Below are 17,186 nucleotides of genomic sequence, written 5' to 3'. Positions count from 1 at the left end.
GGCGGCACAGCAAAAAAGAAAAACCGGCGCACCAAGCGCCGGTTTTTTTGTCGGCTGCGCGGAGCCCGCCATCAATTCCGCTCAAACACCGCCATTGATTCCACATGCGACGTGTGCGGAAACATGTTCACCACACCCGCCCCCGCCAGCCGATAACCGGCTTCGTGCACGAGCAGACCGGCATCACGTGCCAGCGTGGCCGGATTGCATGACACGTAGACGATGCGACGCGGCAGCAGCGCTGCTGCGTCGCCACCACGCTGGGCCAACTCCGCCAGCGCCTTGGACACAGCCAGCGCCCCCTCGCGCGGCGGGTCGACCAACCAGCGGTCGAACTTGCCCAACGCGGCAATATCGTCAGCCGTCACTTCGAACAGGTTCCGGCACGCAAACGTCGTCTTCGAATCGAGTCCGTTGTGCTTGGCATTGGCAAGCGCACGGGTGGTCAGCGCCTCGCTGCCCTCGATGCCCATGACTTCGCGGGCCCGGGTCGCCATCGGCAGCGTGAAGTTGCCAATGCCGCAGAACAGGTCGAGCAAGCGGTCGGCAGGCTGCGCGTCCAGCAGCTTCAACGCGCGCGACATCAACACGCGATTGATCTGGTGGTTGACCTGGGTAAAGTCCGTCGGCTTGAACGGCATCGTGATACCGAACTCAGGCAACGTGTAGGTCAGTTGGCGGTCAAGCGGATAGAACGGGTAGACCGTGTCTGGCCCCTTAGGCTGCAACCAGAACTGCACGTCATGCTGATCAGCGAACGCTCGAAGTTCGTTTTCATCGGCGGGCGTAATGGGTTCCAGATTGCGCAGCACCAGCGCCGTCACATCCTGACCGACTGCCAGTTCGATCTGGGGCATGCGCTGCACGATCGACAGGCGCCCCACCAATTCGCGCAGCGGCACCAGCAACGCCGACACATGCGGCGGCAACACCTCGCAGGAAGTCATGTCGGCGACATAGCTGCTCTTGCGCTCGTGAAAACCGACCAGCACACCACCCTTGGCCGCCACATGCCGCACCGTCAGGCGGGCGCGATAACGGTAACCCCAATCGGGCCCCGCGATCGGCCTGAACACGACATCAGGCCGCAGTTTGGCGAGGTGCCACAGGTCATCCTCCAGGACACGCTGCTTGATGGCAACCTGCGCTCGAGAGTCCAGATGCTGCATCGAGCAGCCGCCACAGACACCAAAGAACTTGCATGGTGGCCTCACGCGCGAAGCGGACTGGCGCAGAATAGTCACCACACTCGCCTGCTCGTATGACGGCTTGGCACGATGGGTGCGATACATCACCCGCTCGCCCGGTAACGCGCCTTCCACGAAAACAACCTTGCCGGGCGTGCCGTCTTCGTTGACCAGGCGACCGACACCGCGCGCCTCGCTGTCGAGGGAGACAATCTCCAGCGGGCCCGCCACAGGCATCTCGGGCTTCCTGCGGCCCCGCGACACCTTGGCTGGCTCAGCGGCTGCTGGATCAGAAGACGAAGGCGTGACATTGGATGCAGCTTGAGACACGGGCGAGCCTGGGAAAATTGGGGACAAGGGCGGCATTGTAAGACACCGGAGGGCCAGCATGGGCACCATCATCCTGACGTGGAACATCCAATGGGGCCGCGGCGCCGACGGGCGCGTTGACCTCGCACGCCAACTCGGCGAAGCAAGCGCCATGGGGAAGCTTGACGTGCTGTGCCTGCAGGAGGTGACCGCCGGCTTCGGCAGCCTCCCCGGTCACCCGGGCGTCAATCAATGGGGAGAAATCGCGAACGCACTTGGCGCGCAGTACACCGTGATCGGGGGCTTCGCGCTCGAACGCGGCGACGGCACGCGCGTACAACGCCTCGGCAACGCCATCGCTACACGACTGCCCGTGCTGTACGTCATCCGCCACGCGCTCCCTTGCCCGCCGGATACGACGCCGACGATGCCCCGCATGGCCATCGAGGCGGTTCTGCAGGCCCAGTTTGGCCCGCTGCGCGTCATCACGACGCATCTGGAGTATTACTCGGAACCTCAGCGGCTTGCGCAGGTTGACGCGCTACGCGCCATCCACGCGGAAGGCTGCGCCCGAGCAGCCCACCCGCCCATCCTTGGCCCCGAACCGGAAGATGGCCCCTTCCGGCCGCTCGCGCAAACCATGGCGACCGTCATCTGCGGCGACTTCAACTGCAGAACGGATTCGGCGCCGAAGCACTTGGCCACCGGTCCGTTCGCGCAGGAACCCTCATTGCACGACGCATGGCAGGTCGCTCATGGGTCGACGCCGCAGCCGCCCACCTTCGGCGTGCATGACCGCGCCGGCTGGGCCGAGCCCGCCTACGCATGCGATTTCATGTTGATCAGCGAACCGCTGAGAGAACGCTTGCTGCGCGTCGAGGTGAACGGCGCCACGCAGGCATCGGACCATCAACCAATGCTGCTTGAACTGAAAAACGATTGAGGGATAAAGAAGACGAGCAGCGGGGTCTTACAGCACCGCGTCTTTCCGTACGCCTTGCGAGGCGAAATGCCGCTTGAGCTTGACCAGCGCCTCTTGCTGGATCTGGCGAACGCGTTCACGCGTGAGGCCCATCTCGGCAGCCAATTCTTCCAGCGTCGCAGGCTCGATGTGGTTGAGACCAAAGCGGCGCTCGACCACGTAGCGGTGTTTATCCGACAGCCGCGCAAGCCACGATTTCATCAGGTGCGACAGCTCGCGATGCGCGACCTCCTGATCCGGCGAGGCGCCATGTTCGTCCGACAGGAAATCGAGCAGGCTCGTACCTGGATCAAGATCGAAAGGCGTATCCAGCGAAGTCGTGTGCTCGTTGAGCGAGAGCACGTCCTGCACTTCGTCAGTCGTTTTGCCGAGCAGGTGGGCGATGTCTTCCAGGCTCGCGTCACGGCCGTCGACACCGCTCTTCTCCAGATGGCGTTTGGCACGCAACACCTGGTTGAGTTCGCGAATCACATGCACGGGCAATCGCACCGTACGCGCCTGATTCATGATTGCGCGCTCGATGCTCTGGCGAATCCACCACGTTGCATATGTCGAGAAGCGGAATCCGCGCTCAGGGTCGAACTTCTCGATCGCGTGCATGAGGCCAAGGTTGCCCTCTTCGATGAGATCGAGCAGCGGGACACCGCGGTTCAGATAACCCTTTGCGATGCTCACCACCAAGCGCAGATTGCGCTCGATCATGACCTGCCGCGCAGTGAATTCGCCCGCCTTGGCCAGTGTCGAGAAATGCAGTTCTTCGGCCGGCGTCAGCAGTGGCTTGATGCTGATGCGATTCAGGTAGTGCTGAACGGTGTCGGCCGCAAGCTCTGCCTGCAGCACCTTGCGAAAATCCTCTTCCGGTGCAGGCTCTTCCGCCTCCGCCGATTCTTCCTCGTCTTCGTCGGACTCTTCGACGTCAGCGTTATCACTGAGATCGGTCGCGTCGGCAACGGGTGCGTCTTCGATCAATGCATCGACGACTTCGATGTCTCCCGCGGGAGCCTGCGCCGCGCCGCGCGGACGCCGCCCCGCGCGCCCATTGGCGGCGCTTTGGCCATCTGCAGCGTCGATGTTGTCATCGGCGGGGCTGGCGGGCGTGGCGGCTTTCTGGCGCGGCATGCATTCCTCTATTGAGGCGGCAGGAAACGCATCGGATCGACCGGCTTGCCGTTACGGCGCACTTCAAAGTGAAGCTTTACGCGATCCGCATCGGTACTGCCCATTTCGGCGATCTTTTGCCCTTTCTTGACCGTGGATTGCTCGGTGACCAGAACCTTGTCGTTGTTACCGTAGGCGGTCAGGAACGTGTCGTTGTGTTTGATGATGACAAGATTCCCGTACCCACGCAAGGGTCCGACGTGGATCACTTTTCCGTCATCGGCAGCGACCACCGGCTCACCGCGCTTGCCACCGATATCGATGCCTTTGTTGCCCTTGTCATCGAAACGGTTGATGAGCGTGCCGCGTGCGGGCCAAGCCAATGCAATCGCGCTGTCGCTTGCCCCGGCAGCGGTCCCGGACGCAGTCGCGGGCGACGGGGTCACCGGCGCGGAATCGACGGGTTGCGCGGTCGTGTTGGCCGGGCGGACGGGCGTGACGACAGCCCCGCTGCTGCTCACGTCGGCATTCGGGGGCACCACACGGATCAGCTGATCCACCTCGATCTGATTCGGATTGGCGATGTTGTTCCAGGCCACCAGGTCACGCGGGGCCTGGCCATTGCGCAGGGCGATGCTGTACAACGTATCGCCACGCTTGACCCGATAATAGCCCGGGGGTGGCGGCTCCTGCGAAACGGTGGTCGTGCTGCCGGCACGCGAGGTGCGGTCGAGAACAGGCGCCTGGTTGCCGGAGGATGCGCAAGCCGCCAGCAATGCGGTCGACACCATGGCCACAGCGAGCCGGCCGGCGCGTGCGGGGCTTGGACGGTTCATGAAGCTCCGGGAAGTGGACATGCTAAACAGTTCCTGATTTTAACGGGACAAAGAAAACGCCTTCAAGGGCGGTACTGTGAAACTGGAATCGGCTGCTGCGCTCGATCAGAACGAGCTGCTGAGCCGGACCGCCGCTACGTTCGGCCGCCACGGGAGCGATCAGACGGCCCCCGATGGCAAGCTGGTCGAGCAGCGCCTGCGGCACCTCCATCCCCGCCGCAGCCAGGATGATGGCATCGAAGGGCGCAGCCTTCGGTAGCCCGAGCATGCCGTCGCCGTAGTGCAGCCGGATGTTTGGCACCCGGAGTGGCCGCAAGTTCGCTTTGGCTTTTTCATGCAGCGGCCGCACGCGCTCGATCGAGTACACCTCGTCGGCAAGCTGCGACAGCACGGCCGCCTGATAACCACAGCCTGTTCCGATTTCCAGCACGCGCGCCAGCGGCGCACCCCGGCGGGCAGGTCGGTCGCGCACCAGCAACTCGATCATGCGGCCGACCACCGAGGGCTTAGAGATGGTTTGCTGATGGCCGATCGGCAATGCGGAGTCTTCATAGGCCTGCGAGGCCAGCCCAGCATCGACAAACAAATGACGCGGGACAGCGCCAATGGCTGCGAGGACGCGGGCACTGCTCACCCCTGCGGCCTGCACGCGGCCTACCAGGGCCTGACGTGCACGATCCGATGCCATGCCACCCGCTGCCGCATGGGCTGCCTGCGTTCGAGCCTGCACCGCGCTGGCGGCAACGGCTCCGACTGTTGCGTCGACGCCAGCGACGCGCTGCGCCGCGGGCGCCGGCACAGGCGCAGACCCCAGACGCTCAACGGACACGGCACGGGCGGGCGTGGGTCTGGGCACAGCGCTGACACCGGAGGAGATCCGTGTCTCGCGCTGGCGCTCTGCAGGTTGACGCTCAACGACGGCGTCGAGGGTCAGGGGAAAGCGCCGGCCGCGCGGACGCTCAGACATGAGCCACCAGGGCAATCATGACGTTTGCCAGCGGCGCACCGCGCCCAATTGCGCCGTGTCGGTCAGGTCGAGTTGCAGCGGCGTCAGCGAAACGAAGCCATTCGCGACAGCGTGAAAATCGGTGCCCTCACTGGCATCCTTTGCGTCACCGGCCGCGCCGACCCAAAAAATGGGCTCCCCACGCGGATTGGCCTGGCGGATCACCGGTTGCGACTGGTGCCGCTTGCCGAGGCGTGTTGCCCGCCATCCCGCCAGTTCACTGTAAGGGACATTCGGAATGTTGACGTTGAGCAGGACGGAACCGTCGAGCGGATCGGCCAGATAGCGCTCCACCACTTCACGGACGACCCGCTCCGCGGCATCGAGATGCGTCCAGCCTTTGTCGACCTGCGAGAAAGCGATCGACGGAATACCGAACAGGTAGCCCTCGATGGCAGCGGCGACGGTGCCGGAGTACAACACGTCCTCGCCCATGTTCTGACCCTGGTTGATGCCGGAGACGACCAGGTCGGGCCGCTCGTCGATCATGCCGGTGAGCGCGATGTGCACGCAGTCCGTCGGCGTGCCATTGACGAAGCGGAAACCCTTCTGGGCTCCTTCCGTGGCTTCGAACACCGAAAGAGGACGTTGCAGCGTGAGCGAGTTGGACGCACCGCTGTGGTTCTGTTCCGGCGCCACCACCGTTACGCGGCCAAGCGGCGCGAGCGCACGATGGAGCGCCGCAAGACCGGGCGCGAGGTATCCGTCGTCATTGGCGATGAGAATATGCATGGCGCGGATTGTAACCGAGCGGCGTTCCCAAATCGTGTCCGCCCGCGTGCCGAGCGCACCGACGAAAGCCCATCGACGCATCCGCCCGACGACATCACGAAACCGAATCGAACGATCGTGCTTTTATTCGGTTACACTGCCAGACGAGATCGCGCGCGATGCACGCGCGATGGCGAACAATCCAACACTAGATTGATCAGGAGACACACCATGAAAGCCGTCGTCTGCAAGACCTGGGGCCCGCCCGAATCGCTGGTGATCGAAACGCTGCCGGACCTCTCGCCGGGCGCCGGCGAGGTCGTCATCGATGTCAAGGCGGCAGGCGTGAACTTCCCCGATGTGCTGATCATCCAGAACAAGTACCAGTTCAAGCCGGAACTGCCTTTCACGCCGGGCTCGGAAGTCGCGGGTGTGGTGCGTTCCGTTGGCGAGGGCGTGGCGCACGTCAAGGCCGGCGACCACGTCATCGCTTTCCTTGGCCAGGGCGCCTTTGCGTCGCAGGTCAAGGCACCGGCGAAGGTGGTGATGCCAATGCCGCCGGGAATGGCCTTCGATACGGCGGCCGCCTTCACGCTCACCTACGGTACGTCGCACCATGCGGTGGTCGATCGCGGGCAACTCAAGGCCGGCGAGACGATGCTGGTGCTGGGCGCTGCCGGCGGCGTCGGGCTGGCGGCCATTGAGATCGGCAAGGCCATCGGCGCGCGCGTGATCGCCGCCGCGTCGAGCGATGAAAAGCTCGCTGTCTGCAAGGACCATGGCGCGGATGCGCTCATCAATTATTCGACCGAAGACCTGCGCGAGCGGATCAAGGAGCTCACCGACGGCAAGGGGCCGGACGTGATTTACGATCCGGTCGGCGGCATTTACGCGGAGCCGGCCTTCCGCTCGATTGCCTGGCGCGGCCGGTACCTTGTGGTCGGATTTGCCAATGGCGAAATTCCGAAGATGCCGCTGAACCTCGCGCTGCTCAAGGGCGCGTCGCTGGTTGGCGTATTCTGGGGCGAATTCGCCCGACGCGAGCCCAAGGCAAACCTGGCCAACATGATGCAGATGCTCGGCTGGATGCAGGAAGGCAAGATCCGTCCGCACATTTCGGCGCGTTATCCGCTGGAACAAACCACGCAGGCCCTACTTGACATGGCCGCACGCAAGGTGACGGGCAAGGTCGTCATCCAGCCCTGAGTGTAGACAGCGCTTGGAAAAAAAGCCGTGTCGGGTTGTGCCCGGCACGGCTTTTTGTTTGCGGATAGCCCGTCTGGTCAGGCCGCCGCCTCCAGCGTCGGATAGTCGGTGTAGCCCTTTTCCTGGCCGCCGTAGAAGGTTGAACGGTCCGGCGTGTTCAGTGTTGCACCCGCGCGGAAACGCGCAACCAGGTCGGGATTGGCGATGAAGGGACGGCCGAATGCCACGGCATCCGCCAGGCCGGAAGCAATCATCTGTTCGCCCTCTTCCGCCGTGTATTGGCCGCAGACGATCAACGTGCCCTGGAAGGCGTCGCGCAGCTGGCGACGGAAATCCGTCGTCAGCTCCGGGCCACCTGCCCAATCCGGCTCGGCGATGTGCAGATAGGCGATGCCGCGCTTGGTCAGTTCACGCGCGAGGTACAGCGCGCTGTCTTCCGCCTGCGTATCGGCAATGTCGTGCGCGACAAAGTGCGGCGACAGGCGGATACCCACCCGGTCAGCACCGATCTCGGCGATGGCCGTGTCAACCACTTCCAGGATCAGCCGCGCGCGGTTTTCCAGCGAACCACCATATTGGTCGGTGCGTTGGTTGCTGTTGGTCGACAGGAACTGATGCAGCAGATAGCCGTTGGCGGCATGGATCTCGACAAAGTCAAAGCCGGCGCGGTGTGCGCGCTGCACGGCCTGGCGGTATTGCGCGACGATGCCGGGAATCTCTTCCGTCGCCAAGGCACGCGGCTCGCTGGTCGGCGCGTTGCCAGGCGTACCGTCCGGATGCACGACAAAGCTCTGCGCCCCCTTGGCGACAATCGCCGACGGTGCGACCGGTGCCTGGCCGTTTTCCTGGAGCAGCGTGTTCGAGATCCGGCCCACATGCCAGAGTTGCTGCGAAATACGGCCGCCCTTGGCGTGCACGGCATCCACCACCGCCTTCCAGCCGGCCTCCTGCGCGTCGGTGTACATGCCGGGCGTCCAGGCGTAGCCCTGGCCCTGGCGGGAAATTTGCGTCGCCTCGGTCACGATCAGGCCAGCGGTGGCGCGCTGCGCGTAGTAAGTCACGTTCAGTTCAGTCGGCACGTCGCCGGGCTGGCCGGCGCGAGAGCGCGTCAGCGGCGCCATCACAACGCGGTTGGCGAGGGTCGTATGACCGACCTGGATGGGGGACAGCAATTGTTGGGTCATATCAGCTCCTGAAACAAACTATTCGACCGGTCATCTAGAACCGGAATCAAAGAAAAAGCGAGGAACATGCCTCGCCGGCAATCGCGTTCATTGAAATCAGTGCGTGGGCTTGGTCAGCAAGCGTTCGGTCTGTGCAACACAACTCTGGAACGCCGCGACGCTACGATGCGCCTTGGCCAGCAGCGCCCCGCCCATCCACATGGCGTAAAGCCCTTCGGCCAGATGGCGGGCGTCTTGCACCGGCGCCAGCGAACCGTCGGCAACGCCTGCTTCGATGGCCGCGGCTATCCGCTCGACCATACGCGTCATCCCCGCAGACAATACCTTGCGCATCGGCTCCGACAAATCCGATACCTCGCCCGAGAGCTTGACTGCCAGGCAGGTGACTTCGCATGCGCTGCGTTCGTGGAGATCGATCCACGCGGTGAAATAGCGCAGCAGCCGCTCACGTGCACTCAGGCGCGTGTCGCCGAACAAGCTGACGACGCCCGCATCGTAGTCCTGGAAATAGCGCTCCAGCATGGCAACGCCAAAATCTTCCTTGGACCCGAAGTAGTAATAGAACGAACCCTTGGGCACTTGCGCGCGGCCGAGAATCTCAGCCAGCCCGACGGCCGAGAACCCGCGCCCGAGGATCAGTTCGGCACCGGCGTCAAGAATGCGATCGCGGGTGTCGTGCCGGGCCTCGGCGCCTTCAGCGGTGACAGGTTCGGGGTGCTTGCTCATGGTGACCCGGATTGTAGTAGACCGACCGTCTAGTTGCATGACCCTGCACGATGCAGGGTTGATGTGACGGCCAACGCATCAGAGCTGTTCGGTTTCGCCGGTCTTCGGTTGCCAGCGCATCAGGCGCTTTTCCACGAGCCCGACCAGCCAGTCGAGCACCAGCGCAAAGGCCGTCAGCACGACGATTCCGGCGAACACCGTGTTGATGTCGAAGGTGCCTTCAGCCTGCAGGATGAGGTAGCCGACCCCGCTCGCAGAGCCGAGGTACTCACCCACCACCGCCCCCACAAAGGCGAGACCCACCGACGTGTGCAGCGACGAAAACACCCAGCTCGTCGCGCTGGGCAGATAGACATGACGCAGCAACTGGCGCTGCGATGCGCCAAGCATGCGCGCATTGGCCAGCACCACCGGACTGACCTCCTTCACACCCTGGTAGACGTTGAAGAAGACGATGAAGAAGACCAGCGTCACTGCCAGCGCAACCTTTGACCAGATACCCAGCCCGAACCACACGCCAAAGATCGGCGCCAGAATCACACGCGGCATCGAGTTGGCCGCCTTGATATAGGGATCGAGCACTGCCGATGCGGCCGGGCTCAGCGCCAGCCACAAGCCGGCGCCCAGGCCGCTGGCGGTGCCGATCGCAAACGCCAGCACGGTCTCGGCCAGCGTGACGCCAAGATGCAGGTAGATATCGTGCTCCGTCACGAACCACGCCCAGATGCGCTGGGCGACGATGAGCGGCTCACCGAAAAAGAACGCGACGTCCTGCGAACGGGTGGCGACATGCCACACGCCAAGCGTGATGACCAGCAGGCCAAGCTGCCACGTGCGCAATGCAACAGGAGAAAGCGGACGATTTGCCATGGGAGAGATCGATCGGATTCGGTTCAGGCCACGCGACGATGCTGCGCGTACCCCTTGAGCACTTCTTCGCGCAGCACATCCCAGATGCGCGAGTGGAGGTCGACGAAGCCGGCCTGATCGCGAATCTCGGCAACGTCGCGCGGGCGCGGCAGGTCGATCACAAATTCCCCGATGGGATGCGTGCCGGGGCCGGCGGCCAGCACGACCACGCGGTCGCTCATGGCGATCGCCTCATCCAGATCGTGGGTAATGAACAGCACCGCCTTGCGCTTGGCAGCCCAGAGATCGAGCACCTCGTTTTCCATCAGCTGACGCGTCTGGATGTCGAGCGCCGAGAACGGCTCGTCCATGAGGATGATGTCTGGGTCCAGCACCAGCGTCTGCGCCAGGCTGACGCGCTTGCGCATCCCGCCCGAGAGCTGGTGCGGATAGCGGTCCTCAAACCCTCCCAGACCAACGCGCGCAAGCCAGGACATCGCAAGGTCGCGCGCCTCTTTATCTGGCATCCCCCGAAATTCCAACCCGGCCAGCACGTTGTCGAGCGCGCTGCGCCATGGCATCAGCGCTTCGGCCTGGAACATGTAGCCGGCGCGGCGGTTGATGCCGACGAGCGGCGCCCCGAAGACCCTCACCTGCCCTGATGACGGCTGGAGCAGCCCGGCCGCAAGATTGAGCAAGGTCGATTTTCCGCAGCCGGTCGGCCCGACCACCGAGACAAACTCGCCAGCCTGAATATCGAGCGTGGTGTTCTGCACGGCGTTGTAACGCTGCCCCGGTTGATCGGCGGAGATGAAGGTACAGGTGATCTGATCGAACGAAAGCGCGGGCGTCGTCATGAGATGCGTCCCAAAAACAATGCGCCCGGACAAACCGGGCGCGCTGTCAAAAGCCTGTGAGGCTTACTTGTACTTGGCGTTGGCCTTCTGGACGAAGGCGTTGGTGAAGGTCTGGTCGAGCTTGATCTGCTTACCCTTCACTTCCGCGTCGAATTCCGACAGCGTACGCAGTGCCGTGACGGGGCCATCGACCGGCATCGTGCCATCCGGCGAGATCGCCTCGCGTACCTTGTCCCACGCGGCCAGGTAGAGAGCGCGGTCGCCCAGCAGATACGTTTCGGGAACCGTCTTGACGATGTCCGACGGTCCCGCCTTCTGCAGCCACTTGAGCGCACGCACCATGGCGTTCGTCAGCGCCTGCGTCGTATTCGGGTTCTTCTGGATGAAGGCGGTCGACGCGTACAGGCAGCCAGCGGGCATGTTCCCGCCAAAAACGGCCCTGGTATCGGCCAGCGTGCGGGTATCGGAGACGACGCGCACTTCATTCTTCTGCGTGAGCATCGAGATGACCGGGTCCAGGTTGGCCAGCGCGTCGATCTGACCGGAGCGCACCGCGGCAATCGCGCCGTTGCTCGGGCCCACACCGATGATCGACACCTCGTTCGGTTTGATCCCGGCACGTGCCAGCACGTAGTTGAGCATGATGTTGGTCGACGAGCCGGGCGCCGTCACGCCGATCTTCTTGCCCTTGAGGTCCGCAATCGACTTGTAGTTAGGCATCGTCTTGTTGCTGACGGCCAGCACGATCTGCGGAGCGCGGCCCTGCAGGACGAACTCCTGGTACATCTGGCCCTTCGCCTGCAGCACCAGCGTGTGCTCATAGGCGCCGCTCACCACGTCGGCGCTACCGCCCACCACGGCCTGCAACGCCTTGGCGCCGCCAGCGAAGTCGACGATCTCTACGTCCAGGCCTTCATCCTTGAAGTAACCGAGGCGCTCCGCGATCGTAAGCGGCAGGTAATAGAACAACGCCTTGCCGCCCACCGCGATCGTCACCTTGCTCTTCTCGGGCTTGCCTTGTGCGAGCACGGCGGGGCTCGACGCCAGCAGGCTTGCCGCGCACAGCGCTGCGCCCATCCATTTCGCCCAGCGGCTGATGCCTCGTGCTTCCATGCTCATCTCCTGGTTGCGTTGTTCTAGGCGGTTCACTGCCTTGGCGGCGATATTACCGCAACGATTTGCCACACAACATGCGGGATCGTCCTAGCTGTTCAGCCCTTGGCCTCGGCGACGATGCCTTGCGAAACCAACGTGTCGATCTGCGCATCGCTCAAGCCATGACCGCGCAGCACGTTGCGCGTGTGCTGGCCCAACCGTGGGGCGCTCGTCTGCACGGCACCGGGTGTGCCGGACAGCTTCGGCACGACGCCGGGCATTTCCACATCGATGCCCGACTGCGCACGCACGGTTGCAATCACGCCGCGCGCACGGTAGTGCGGGTCTGCAGCGATGTCGGCAACGGTGTAGATCGGCCCGCTGGGCACTTGGGCCTCATGCAGCGCGGCCAGGACATCGCCGATGGGCAACGCACCCGTCCAGGCGTTGATCGCAGCGTCGATTTCATCCGCGCGCGCGGCCCGGCCATCGTTGCGGGACAGTCCGGGATCGTCTGCCAGGTCCTGCCTGCCCATCCTGAGCATCAGCCGACGGAAGATGTTGTCGCCATTGGCAGCGATCAGCACGTATTCGCCTCCGGCACAGCGATACGCGTTGGACGGCGCGATGCCGGGCAATGCCCCGCCGGCCGGCTGCCGTATCGCACCGAAGACCGAGTATTCGGGCAGCAGGCTTTCGGTGATGTTGAAGACCGATTCGTACAGCGCCACGTCGATCACCTGACCCGTGCCGCCACGCGCATCACGTTCGTACAGCGCCAGCAAGACGCCGAGGGCGCCATGCAACCCCGCGATCGTGTCGCCGAGCGACAGCCCGGCGCGCGCTGGTGGCCGGCCCGGCTCGCCGGTGAGGTAACGGAGCCCGGCCATGGCCTCGGCAATGGCGGCGAAGCCGGGTTCGTCACGCTTGGGGCCGCTCTGGCCGTAGCCGGATACGCGCAGCATGATGAGCTTCGGGTTGATGGCTGAAAGCGCTTCGTACGACAGGCCCCATTTCTCCATCGTGCCGGGGCGAAAGTTCTCGATCAGCACGTCCGCTTCCGCGGCCAGCTTGCGCACGACATCCTGGCCTTCGGGCACGCGCAAGTCCACACACACCGATAGCTTGTTGCGCGACTGCGCCTCCCACCAGACCGATGTGCCCTCATGCAGCATGCGCCATTTGCGTAGCGGATCGCCCTGCCCCGGCGGCTCGATCTTGATGACCTGTGCGCCAAAGTCGGCGAGCGTCTTGGCGGCAAACGGCCCGGCGATCAATTGCCCGAGCTCGAGCACGCGGATGTCCTGCAAAACCTGTGTTGGCATGGTCGTACGAAAAAGGAATTCAGAGAGCGGCAGGATTGCCGAGCAGATGCGTCATCAGCAGGCGCGCCGAACTGGTCAGCGCATCGGGGTCGCGCACGCCCACCAGCAGCCGGCGATGCGCCCATTCGTTCTGCAATGGCACCAGCGCCAGGCCGGCACCGGGCAAGCTCGACACGTGCCCCTGCGCAGCAATGCGCGGTAGCACACCGACACCCAGACCCGAGGCGACCATCCTGCAGACGGCTTCAAAGCTGCGCACCTGGATGCGCAGGCGCAGCGGTTTGCCCAGCCGCAGGCTTTCCTCCAGCAGCTGCGCTGCCAGCGACGTGCCGGGTGGCAGGCTCACGAAATCAAAATCCACGGCTTCGGCAAAGTGCACGTGCTTGCGTCCGGCGAGCGGGTGGCCGCGCGGTGTGACGAGGGCGAGGTCGTCCTCACGGTAGTCAAACGATTTGAGCCCCTCGCAGGGTGTGCCAGCGGCAAAAATGCCAAGATCCGCGCGGTTCTCGCGCAGCGCGGCCACGATATCGCCGCTGTCCTGCTCTTCCAGTGCGATCCGGATGGCCGGGTTGGCGAGCATGAATGCTGCTAGGTCATCGGCCAGGAACTGCGTGATCGACGACGTATTGGCCCACACGCGCACTAGCCCGCGGGTGCCCGCTGCAAAGTCGGACAGCGCTCCAGCCATGCGCTCGACATCTTGCAGGATGCCCACGGCATGGCGGAAGCAGGCCTGACCCGCCTCCGTCAGTTCCACGCCGGCGGCATGGCGGTACAGCAGCGGCGCACCGACGGCAGTCTCGAGATCCGAAACGCGCTTGCTGGCCGCCGCAACCGCCAGATGCGACTGGCGCGCACCGGCCGAAATACTGCCCAACCGGGCCACCGCCACAAACAGGCCGAGAGTGACGAGATCGAAACGGGCGAGGTTCATCGCGGAGGCAAAAGGTGGAAAAGATGCAACATTGGAGGCGTTCGGCGTACGTTTCATTCAGGCGTCACCGGTACGCGGCTAACATGGCGGGCTTTGGCCGTTTCCCATTTCGCAGACGCACTGGGATTCTAACGGCGTTCACCCCGCTTGCTCCCATGTTGCTGCCGTTCCGCTCCCGTCTCCTCTGCCTGACCACCCTTTCCGCCCTCGCGCTGTGCGCCGGCCGCGCCTTGGCTGACGAGCAATCGACAGGCTGGGCGATCAACGACCCGGACCGTTTTGCCGTGCACGGTCAGGCGACCTATGTATGGCAGCACGACCTGTCGTTCCACTCGCCGTACAGCGGCCCGAACAGCCTGTCGGGCCGGTCCACCAGCAGCTACTCGGTCACGACCACGCTCGATCTCGGCATGCGCCTGTGGCAAGGCGCCGAGGTGCACATCAACCCGGAAATCGCCTTTGGCCAGCCTTTCTCCGGATTGCACGGCCTGGCAGGCTTCACCAATGGTGAACTCGCCAAGACCGCTGGACCCAACCCGACGGTCTACCGCGCCCGCGCATTCGTTCGCCAAACCGTCGGCCTGGGTGGCGGCAGCGAGGATCAGGAGGCCGCGATGAACCAGTTTGCCGGCCCGATCGACAAACGCCGTCTTGTCTTCACGGCGGGCAATATTTCGGTCCTCGACGTCTTCGACGTCGTGAAGTATGCGCACGACCAGCGCACGCAATTCCTGAACTGGTCATTCCTGACGCACGGCGCATTCGACTATGCGGCCGACGCGCGCGGCTACACCTGGGGGGCCGCCCTGGAGTACTACGACGGCGACTGGGCCTATCGCGTGGGCCGCTTCATCCAACCACAGGATTCGAACGGCCTGCCGCTCGACACCCGCATCGCCCGCCACTACGGCGATGTGCTCGAAGTCGAGCGCAGCCACACGCTCGCCGGACAGCCTGGCAAGCTGCGCGTCATGCTTTTCCGCAACAACGCCGTGATGGGGCGCTACGACGATGCCCTGTCGCTCGGCCAGTCGACAGGGACCGCGCCCGACATCAGCCTGGTGCGGCGCGATACCACCAAGGTCGGCGTTGGCATCGGCGGCGAACAGCAGATCAGCGATGACGTCGGCGTGTTTGCGCGCGCCTCATGGGCAGACGGAAAGACAGAAACCTACGCTTTCACGGAAATCGACCGATCGGTATCGTTCGGCACGCTCGTCAACGGAAGCAAGTGGGGGCGCTCGGACGACACGGTGGGGCTGGCAGCCGCCATCAACATGCTGTCGCCGGACCACCGCCGCTACCTGCAGCAAGGCGGCATGGGCGTGTTCTTGGGGGATGGTCAGTTGAACTACGCGCCCGAGCAGATCGTCGAGGCGTTCTATAGCATGCAGGCAGCCAAGCACCTGTGGATCAGCGCCGATGTGCAATGGATCCGCAATCCGGGCTACAACGCCGACCGAGGCCCCGCCGTCTTCTTCGGCACACGGCTGCACACGGAATTCTGAGCGTCGAACGTCAGTTCAAAGCTGGCGTCGGTCCAGCACCGCGCGGGCGATCGTACCCGCATCGACGTATTCCAGTTCACCGCCCACCGGCACGCCGCGCGCCAGCCGCGTCGCCTTGATGCCGCGCGCCTTGAGCATCTCGCCGATGTAGTGCGCAGTCGCCTCGCCTTCGCTGGTGAAATTCGTGGCCAGTATCACCTCGGTGCATGGGCCGCCCAGCGCGGGGTCGGTTGCGCGGGCCAGGAGGCGCTCCAGGTGGATCTCCTTGGGGCCGATATTGTCGAGTGGCGACAACCGCCCCATCAGCACGAAATACTGGCCGCGGTAGGTGAGCGTCTGCTCGATCATCATCTGATCGGCAGGCGTTTCCACCACGCACAACAATGACGCATCGCGCCGCGTGTCGAGGCAGGTTTCACAGACATCCTGCTCGGTAAACGTGTTGCAGCGACTGCAATGCTGGATGGACTCCGTGGCCTCGGCCAACGCCTGCGCCAACCGCGCCGCACCCTCGCGATCATGCTGCAGCAGGTGATACGCCATGCGCTGCGCCGACTTGGGGCCGACGCCCGGCAGGACGCGCAGCGCCTCCACCAGCATTTGCAGCGCAGACGGTGTGCCAGGGCCATTGCGCATCACGCGTGCTCCAGAACCGTCATGTGGTGCAGCACTTCCGGCATCGGCTCGTAAAAGTGATGCAGCAGCGCGCGCCAGCGCTGGTACGCCGCTGATTGTCGGAAACCTACGGTATGGTCTTCCAGCGTCTGCCACTGCACCAGGAGCAGGTAGTCGCTGGCCCGCTCCACGCAACGTGACAGCGACAACGACACGAAGCCGTTCATCGCGCCGATGGTGTGGCGAGCCTCGTCAAAGGCTGCCTCGAAAGCCGCCTCCTGGCCGGGCTTGATGTGCAAGAGCGCAGATTCCAGCACCATGGCGCAATCCTGGTTGATGCCGCGTCAGAACGGCAGCTTGAAGCCCGGCGGCAGCATGCCGGCCATACCGCCCAGGCCGGAGGTCACCGACCCCATCTTCTCCTGGGTGGTGGCCTCGGCCTTGCGCACGGCATCATTGAACGCGGCGGCAACCAGGTCTTCCAGCAGCTCCTTGTCCTCGCCCTCCGCCAGCAGGCTCGGGTCGATCGACACGCGCTTCACATCGTTCTTGCAGGTCATCACGACCTTCACAAGGCCGGCGCCGGACACGCCTTCCACCTCGATCTGGCCGAGCTGCTCCTGCATCTTCTTCATGTTTTCCTGCATCTGCTGGGCCTGCTTCATCAGCCCGGCGATCTGGCCTTTCATCATGTTCGCTGCTCCTTGAAATGGGTCATACGAGGCGCGCCGCTAATAAGGGCGCGCCGGCAATCAGTC

18 protein-coding genes are annotated in these 17,186 nt (G+C 64.1%); 3 read left to right on the top strand and 15 right to left on the bottom strand.

Translation table 11 applies throughout. The features are described from left to right. Nucleotides 1–71: 71 nt before the first annotated feature. The gene (rlmD, locus tag R2N03_RS17610; RefSeq protein ID WP_316659198.1) at nt 72–1,424 is read right to left on the bottom strand and encodes a 23S rRNA (uracil(1939)-C(5))-methyltransferase RlmD; all 1,353 of its coding nucleotides are present in this window, start codon (nt 1,422–1,424) and stop codon (nt 72–74) included. A 151-nt stretch (nt 1,425–1,575) separates the two neighbouring features. On the opposite strand from rlmD, the gene R2N03_RS17605 reads away from it, so the two are divergent. Then, on the top strand, nt 1,576–2,439 hold the full coding sequence (locus R2N03_RS17605) for an endonuclease/exonuclease/phosphatase family protein (RefSeq protein ID WP_316659109.1): 864 nt from the start codon (nt 1,576–1,578) through the stop codon (nt 2,437–2,439). A 27-nt stretch (nt 2,440–2,466) separates the two neighbouring features. Here R2N03_RS17605 and rpoS read toward each other — a convergent pair whose 3' ends face one another. From rpoS to surE, 4 genes are read right to left on the bottom strand one after another with little or no spacing between them, the layout of a single operon-like run. Continuing rightward, nucleotides 2,467–3,597, bottom strand: a complete 1,131-nt coding sequence (gene rpoS / locus R2N03_RS17600) for an RNA polymerase sigma factor RpoS (RefSeq protein WP_316659108.1) — start codon at nt 3,595–3,597, stop codon at nt 2,467–2,469. 8 nt (nt 3,598–3,605) lie between these two features. Further along, on the bottom strand, nt 3,606–4,433 hold the full coding sequence (locus tag R2N03_RS17595) for a peptidoglycan DD-metalloendopeptidase family protein (RefSeq protein ID WP_316659107.1): 828 nt from the start codon (nt 4,431–4,433) through the stop codon (nt 3,606–3,608). Between the two features lies 1 nt (nt 4,434). After that, nucleotides 4,435–5,379, bottom strand: coding sequence for a protein-L-isoaspartate(D-aspartate) O-methyltransferase (locus R2N03_RS17590; RefSeq protein ID WP_316659106.1), 945 nt, complete (start codon nt 5,377–5,379; stop codon nt 4,435–4,437). Between the two features lie 15 nt (nt 5,380–5,394). Then, nucleotides 5,395–6,150, bottom strand: a complete 756-nt coding sequence (surE, locus tag R2N03_RS17585; RefSeq protein WP_316659105.1) for a 5'/3'-nucleotidase SurE — start codon at nt 6,148–6,150, stop codon at nt 5,395–5,397. A gap of 210 nt (nt 6,151–6,360) precedes the next feature. Here surE and R2N03_RS17580 point away from each other — a divergent pair, with 210 nt between their 5' ends. Further along, nucleotides 6,361–7,335 carry an NADPH:quinone oxidoreductase family protein gene (locus tag R2N03_RS17580; protein ID WP_316659104.1) on the top strand — a complete coding sequence of 325 codons (975 nt, stop codon included), beginning with the start codon at nt 6,361–6,363 and terminating at the stop codon, nt 7,333–7,335. Nucleotides 7,336–7,412: 77 nt separating this feature from the next. Here the strand turns inward: R2N03_RS17580 and R2N03_RS17575 are convergent, their stop codons facing one another. The 7 genes from R2N03_RS17575 to R2N03_RS17545 all read right to left on the bottom strand — a co-directional run bounded on the left by R2N03_RS17575 (nt 7,413) and on the right by R2N03_RS17545 (nt 14,305). Beyond that, entirely contained in the window at nt 7,413–8,519 is a 1,107-nt protein-coding gene (locus R2N03_RS17575; protein WP_316659102.1) for an alkene reductase, read from the bottom strand. A gap of 96 nt (nt 8,520–8,615) precedes the next feature. Beyond that, nucleotides 8,616–9,245 carry a TetR/AcrR family transcriptional regulator gene (locus R2N03_RS17570; protein ID WP_316659101.1) on the bottom strand — a complete coding sequence of 210 codons (630 nt, stop codon included), beginning with the start codon at nt 9,243–9,245 and terminating at the stop codon, nt 8,616–8,618. Nucleotides 9,246–9,323: 78 nt separating this feature from the next. Beyond that, nucleotides 9,324–10,115 carry an ABC transporter permease gene (locus R2N03_RS17565; protein ID WP_316659100.1) on the bottom strand — a complete coding sequence of 264 codons (792 nt, stop codon included), beginning with the start codon at nt 10,113–10,115 and terminating at the stop codon, nt 9,324–9,326. A 23-nt stretch (nt 10,116–10,138) separates the two neighbouring features. Next, nucleotides 10,139–10,951, bottom strand: coding sequence for an ABC transporter ATP-binding protein (locus tag R2N03_RS17560; protein ID WP_316659099.1), 813 nt, complete (start codon nt 10,949–10,951; stop codon nt 10,139–10,141). A 63-nt stretch (nt 10,952–11,014) separates the two neighbouring features. Next, the gene (locus tag R2N03_RS17555; protein ID WP_316659197.1) at nt 11,015–12,028 is read right to left on the bottom strand and encodes an ABC transporter substrate-binding protein; all 1,014 of its coding nucleotides are present in this window, start codon (nt 12,026–12,028) and stop codon (nt 11,015–11,017) included. A 134-nt stretch (nt 12,029–12,162) separates the two neighbouring features. Then, a complete protein-coding gene (locus R2N03_RS17550) occupies nt 12,163–13,371 on the bottom strand; it encodes a CaiB/BaiF CoA transferase family protein (protein WP_316659098.1) in 1,209 nt (402 codons plus the stop codon). Between the two features lie 19 nt (nt 13,372–13,390). After that, nucleotides 13,391–14,305, bottom strand: coding sequence for a LysR substrate-binding domain-containing protein (locus R2N03_RS17545; RefSeq protein WP_316659097.1), 915 nt, complete (start codon nt 14,303–14,305; stop codon nt 13,391–13,393). Between the two features lie 155 nt (nt 14,306–14,460). On the opposite strand from R2N03_RS17545, the gene R2N03_RS17540 reads away from it, so the two are divergent. Beyond that, on the top strand, nt 14,461–15,813 hold the full coding sequence (locus R2N03_RS17540; RefSeq protein ID WP_316659095.1) for a carbohydrate porin: 1,353 nt from the start codon (nt 14,461–14,463) through the stop codon (nt 15,811–15,813). 15 nt (nt 15,814–15,828) lie between these two features. Here the strand turns inward: R2N03_RS17540 and recR are convergent, their stop codons facing one another. The 3 genes from recR to R2N03_RS17525 are packed head-to-tail and all read right to left on the bottom strand — an operon-like array spanning nt 15,829 to nt 17,120. After that, nucleotides 15,829–16,449: a recombination mediator RecR gene (gene recR, locus R2N03_RS17535; protein ID WP_316659093.1), complete on the bottom strand. Its 621-nt coding sequence runs from the start codon at nt 16,447–16,449 to the stop codon at nt 15,829–15,831. Next, nucleotides 16,449–16,748, bottom strand: a complete 300-nt coding sequence (locus R2N03_RS17530; protein ID WP_316659092.1) for an antibiotic biosynthesis monooxygenase family protein — start codon at nt 16,746–16,748, stop codon at nt 16,449–16,451. Before R2N03_RS17530 ends, recR begins: the two co-directional genes overlap by 1 nt. Nucleotides 16,749–16,772: 24 nt before the next feature. Next, nucleotides 16,773–17,120, bottom strand: a complete 348-nt coding sequence (locus tag R2N03_RS17525) for a YbaB/EbfC family nucleoid-associated protein (protein WP_316659090.1) — start codon at nt 17,118–17,120, stop codon at nt 16,773–16,775. Nucleotides 17,121–17,186 lie beyond the last annotated feature (66 nt).

It is taken from the genome of Ralstonia condita, from assembly GCF_958405655.1.
GTDB lineage: Bacteria > Pseudomonadota > Gammaproteobacteria > Burkholderiales > Burkholderiaceae > Ralstonia > Ralstonia condita.
The sequence above is the reverse complement of the archived record's forward strand: the minus strand, read 5'-3'. Positions and strand labels throughout refer to the sequence as shown.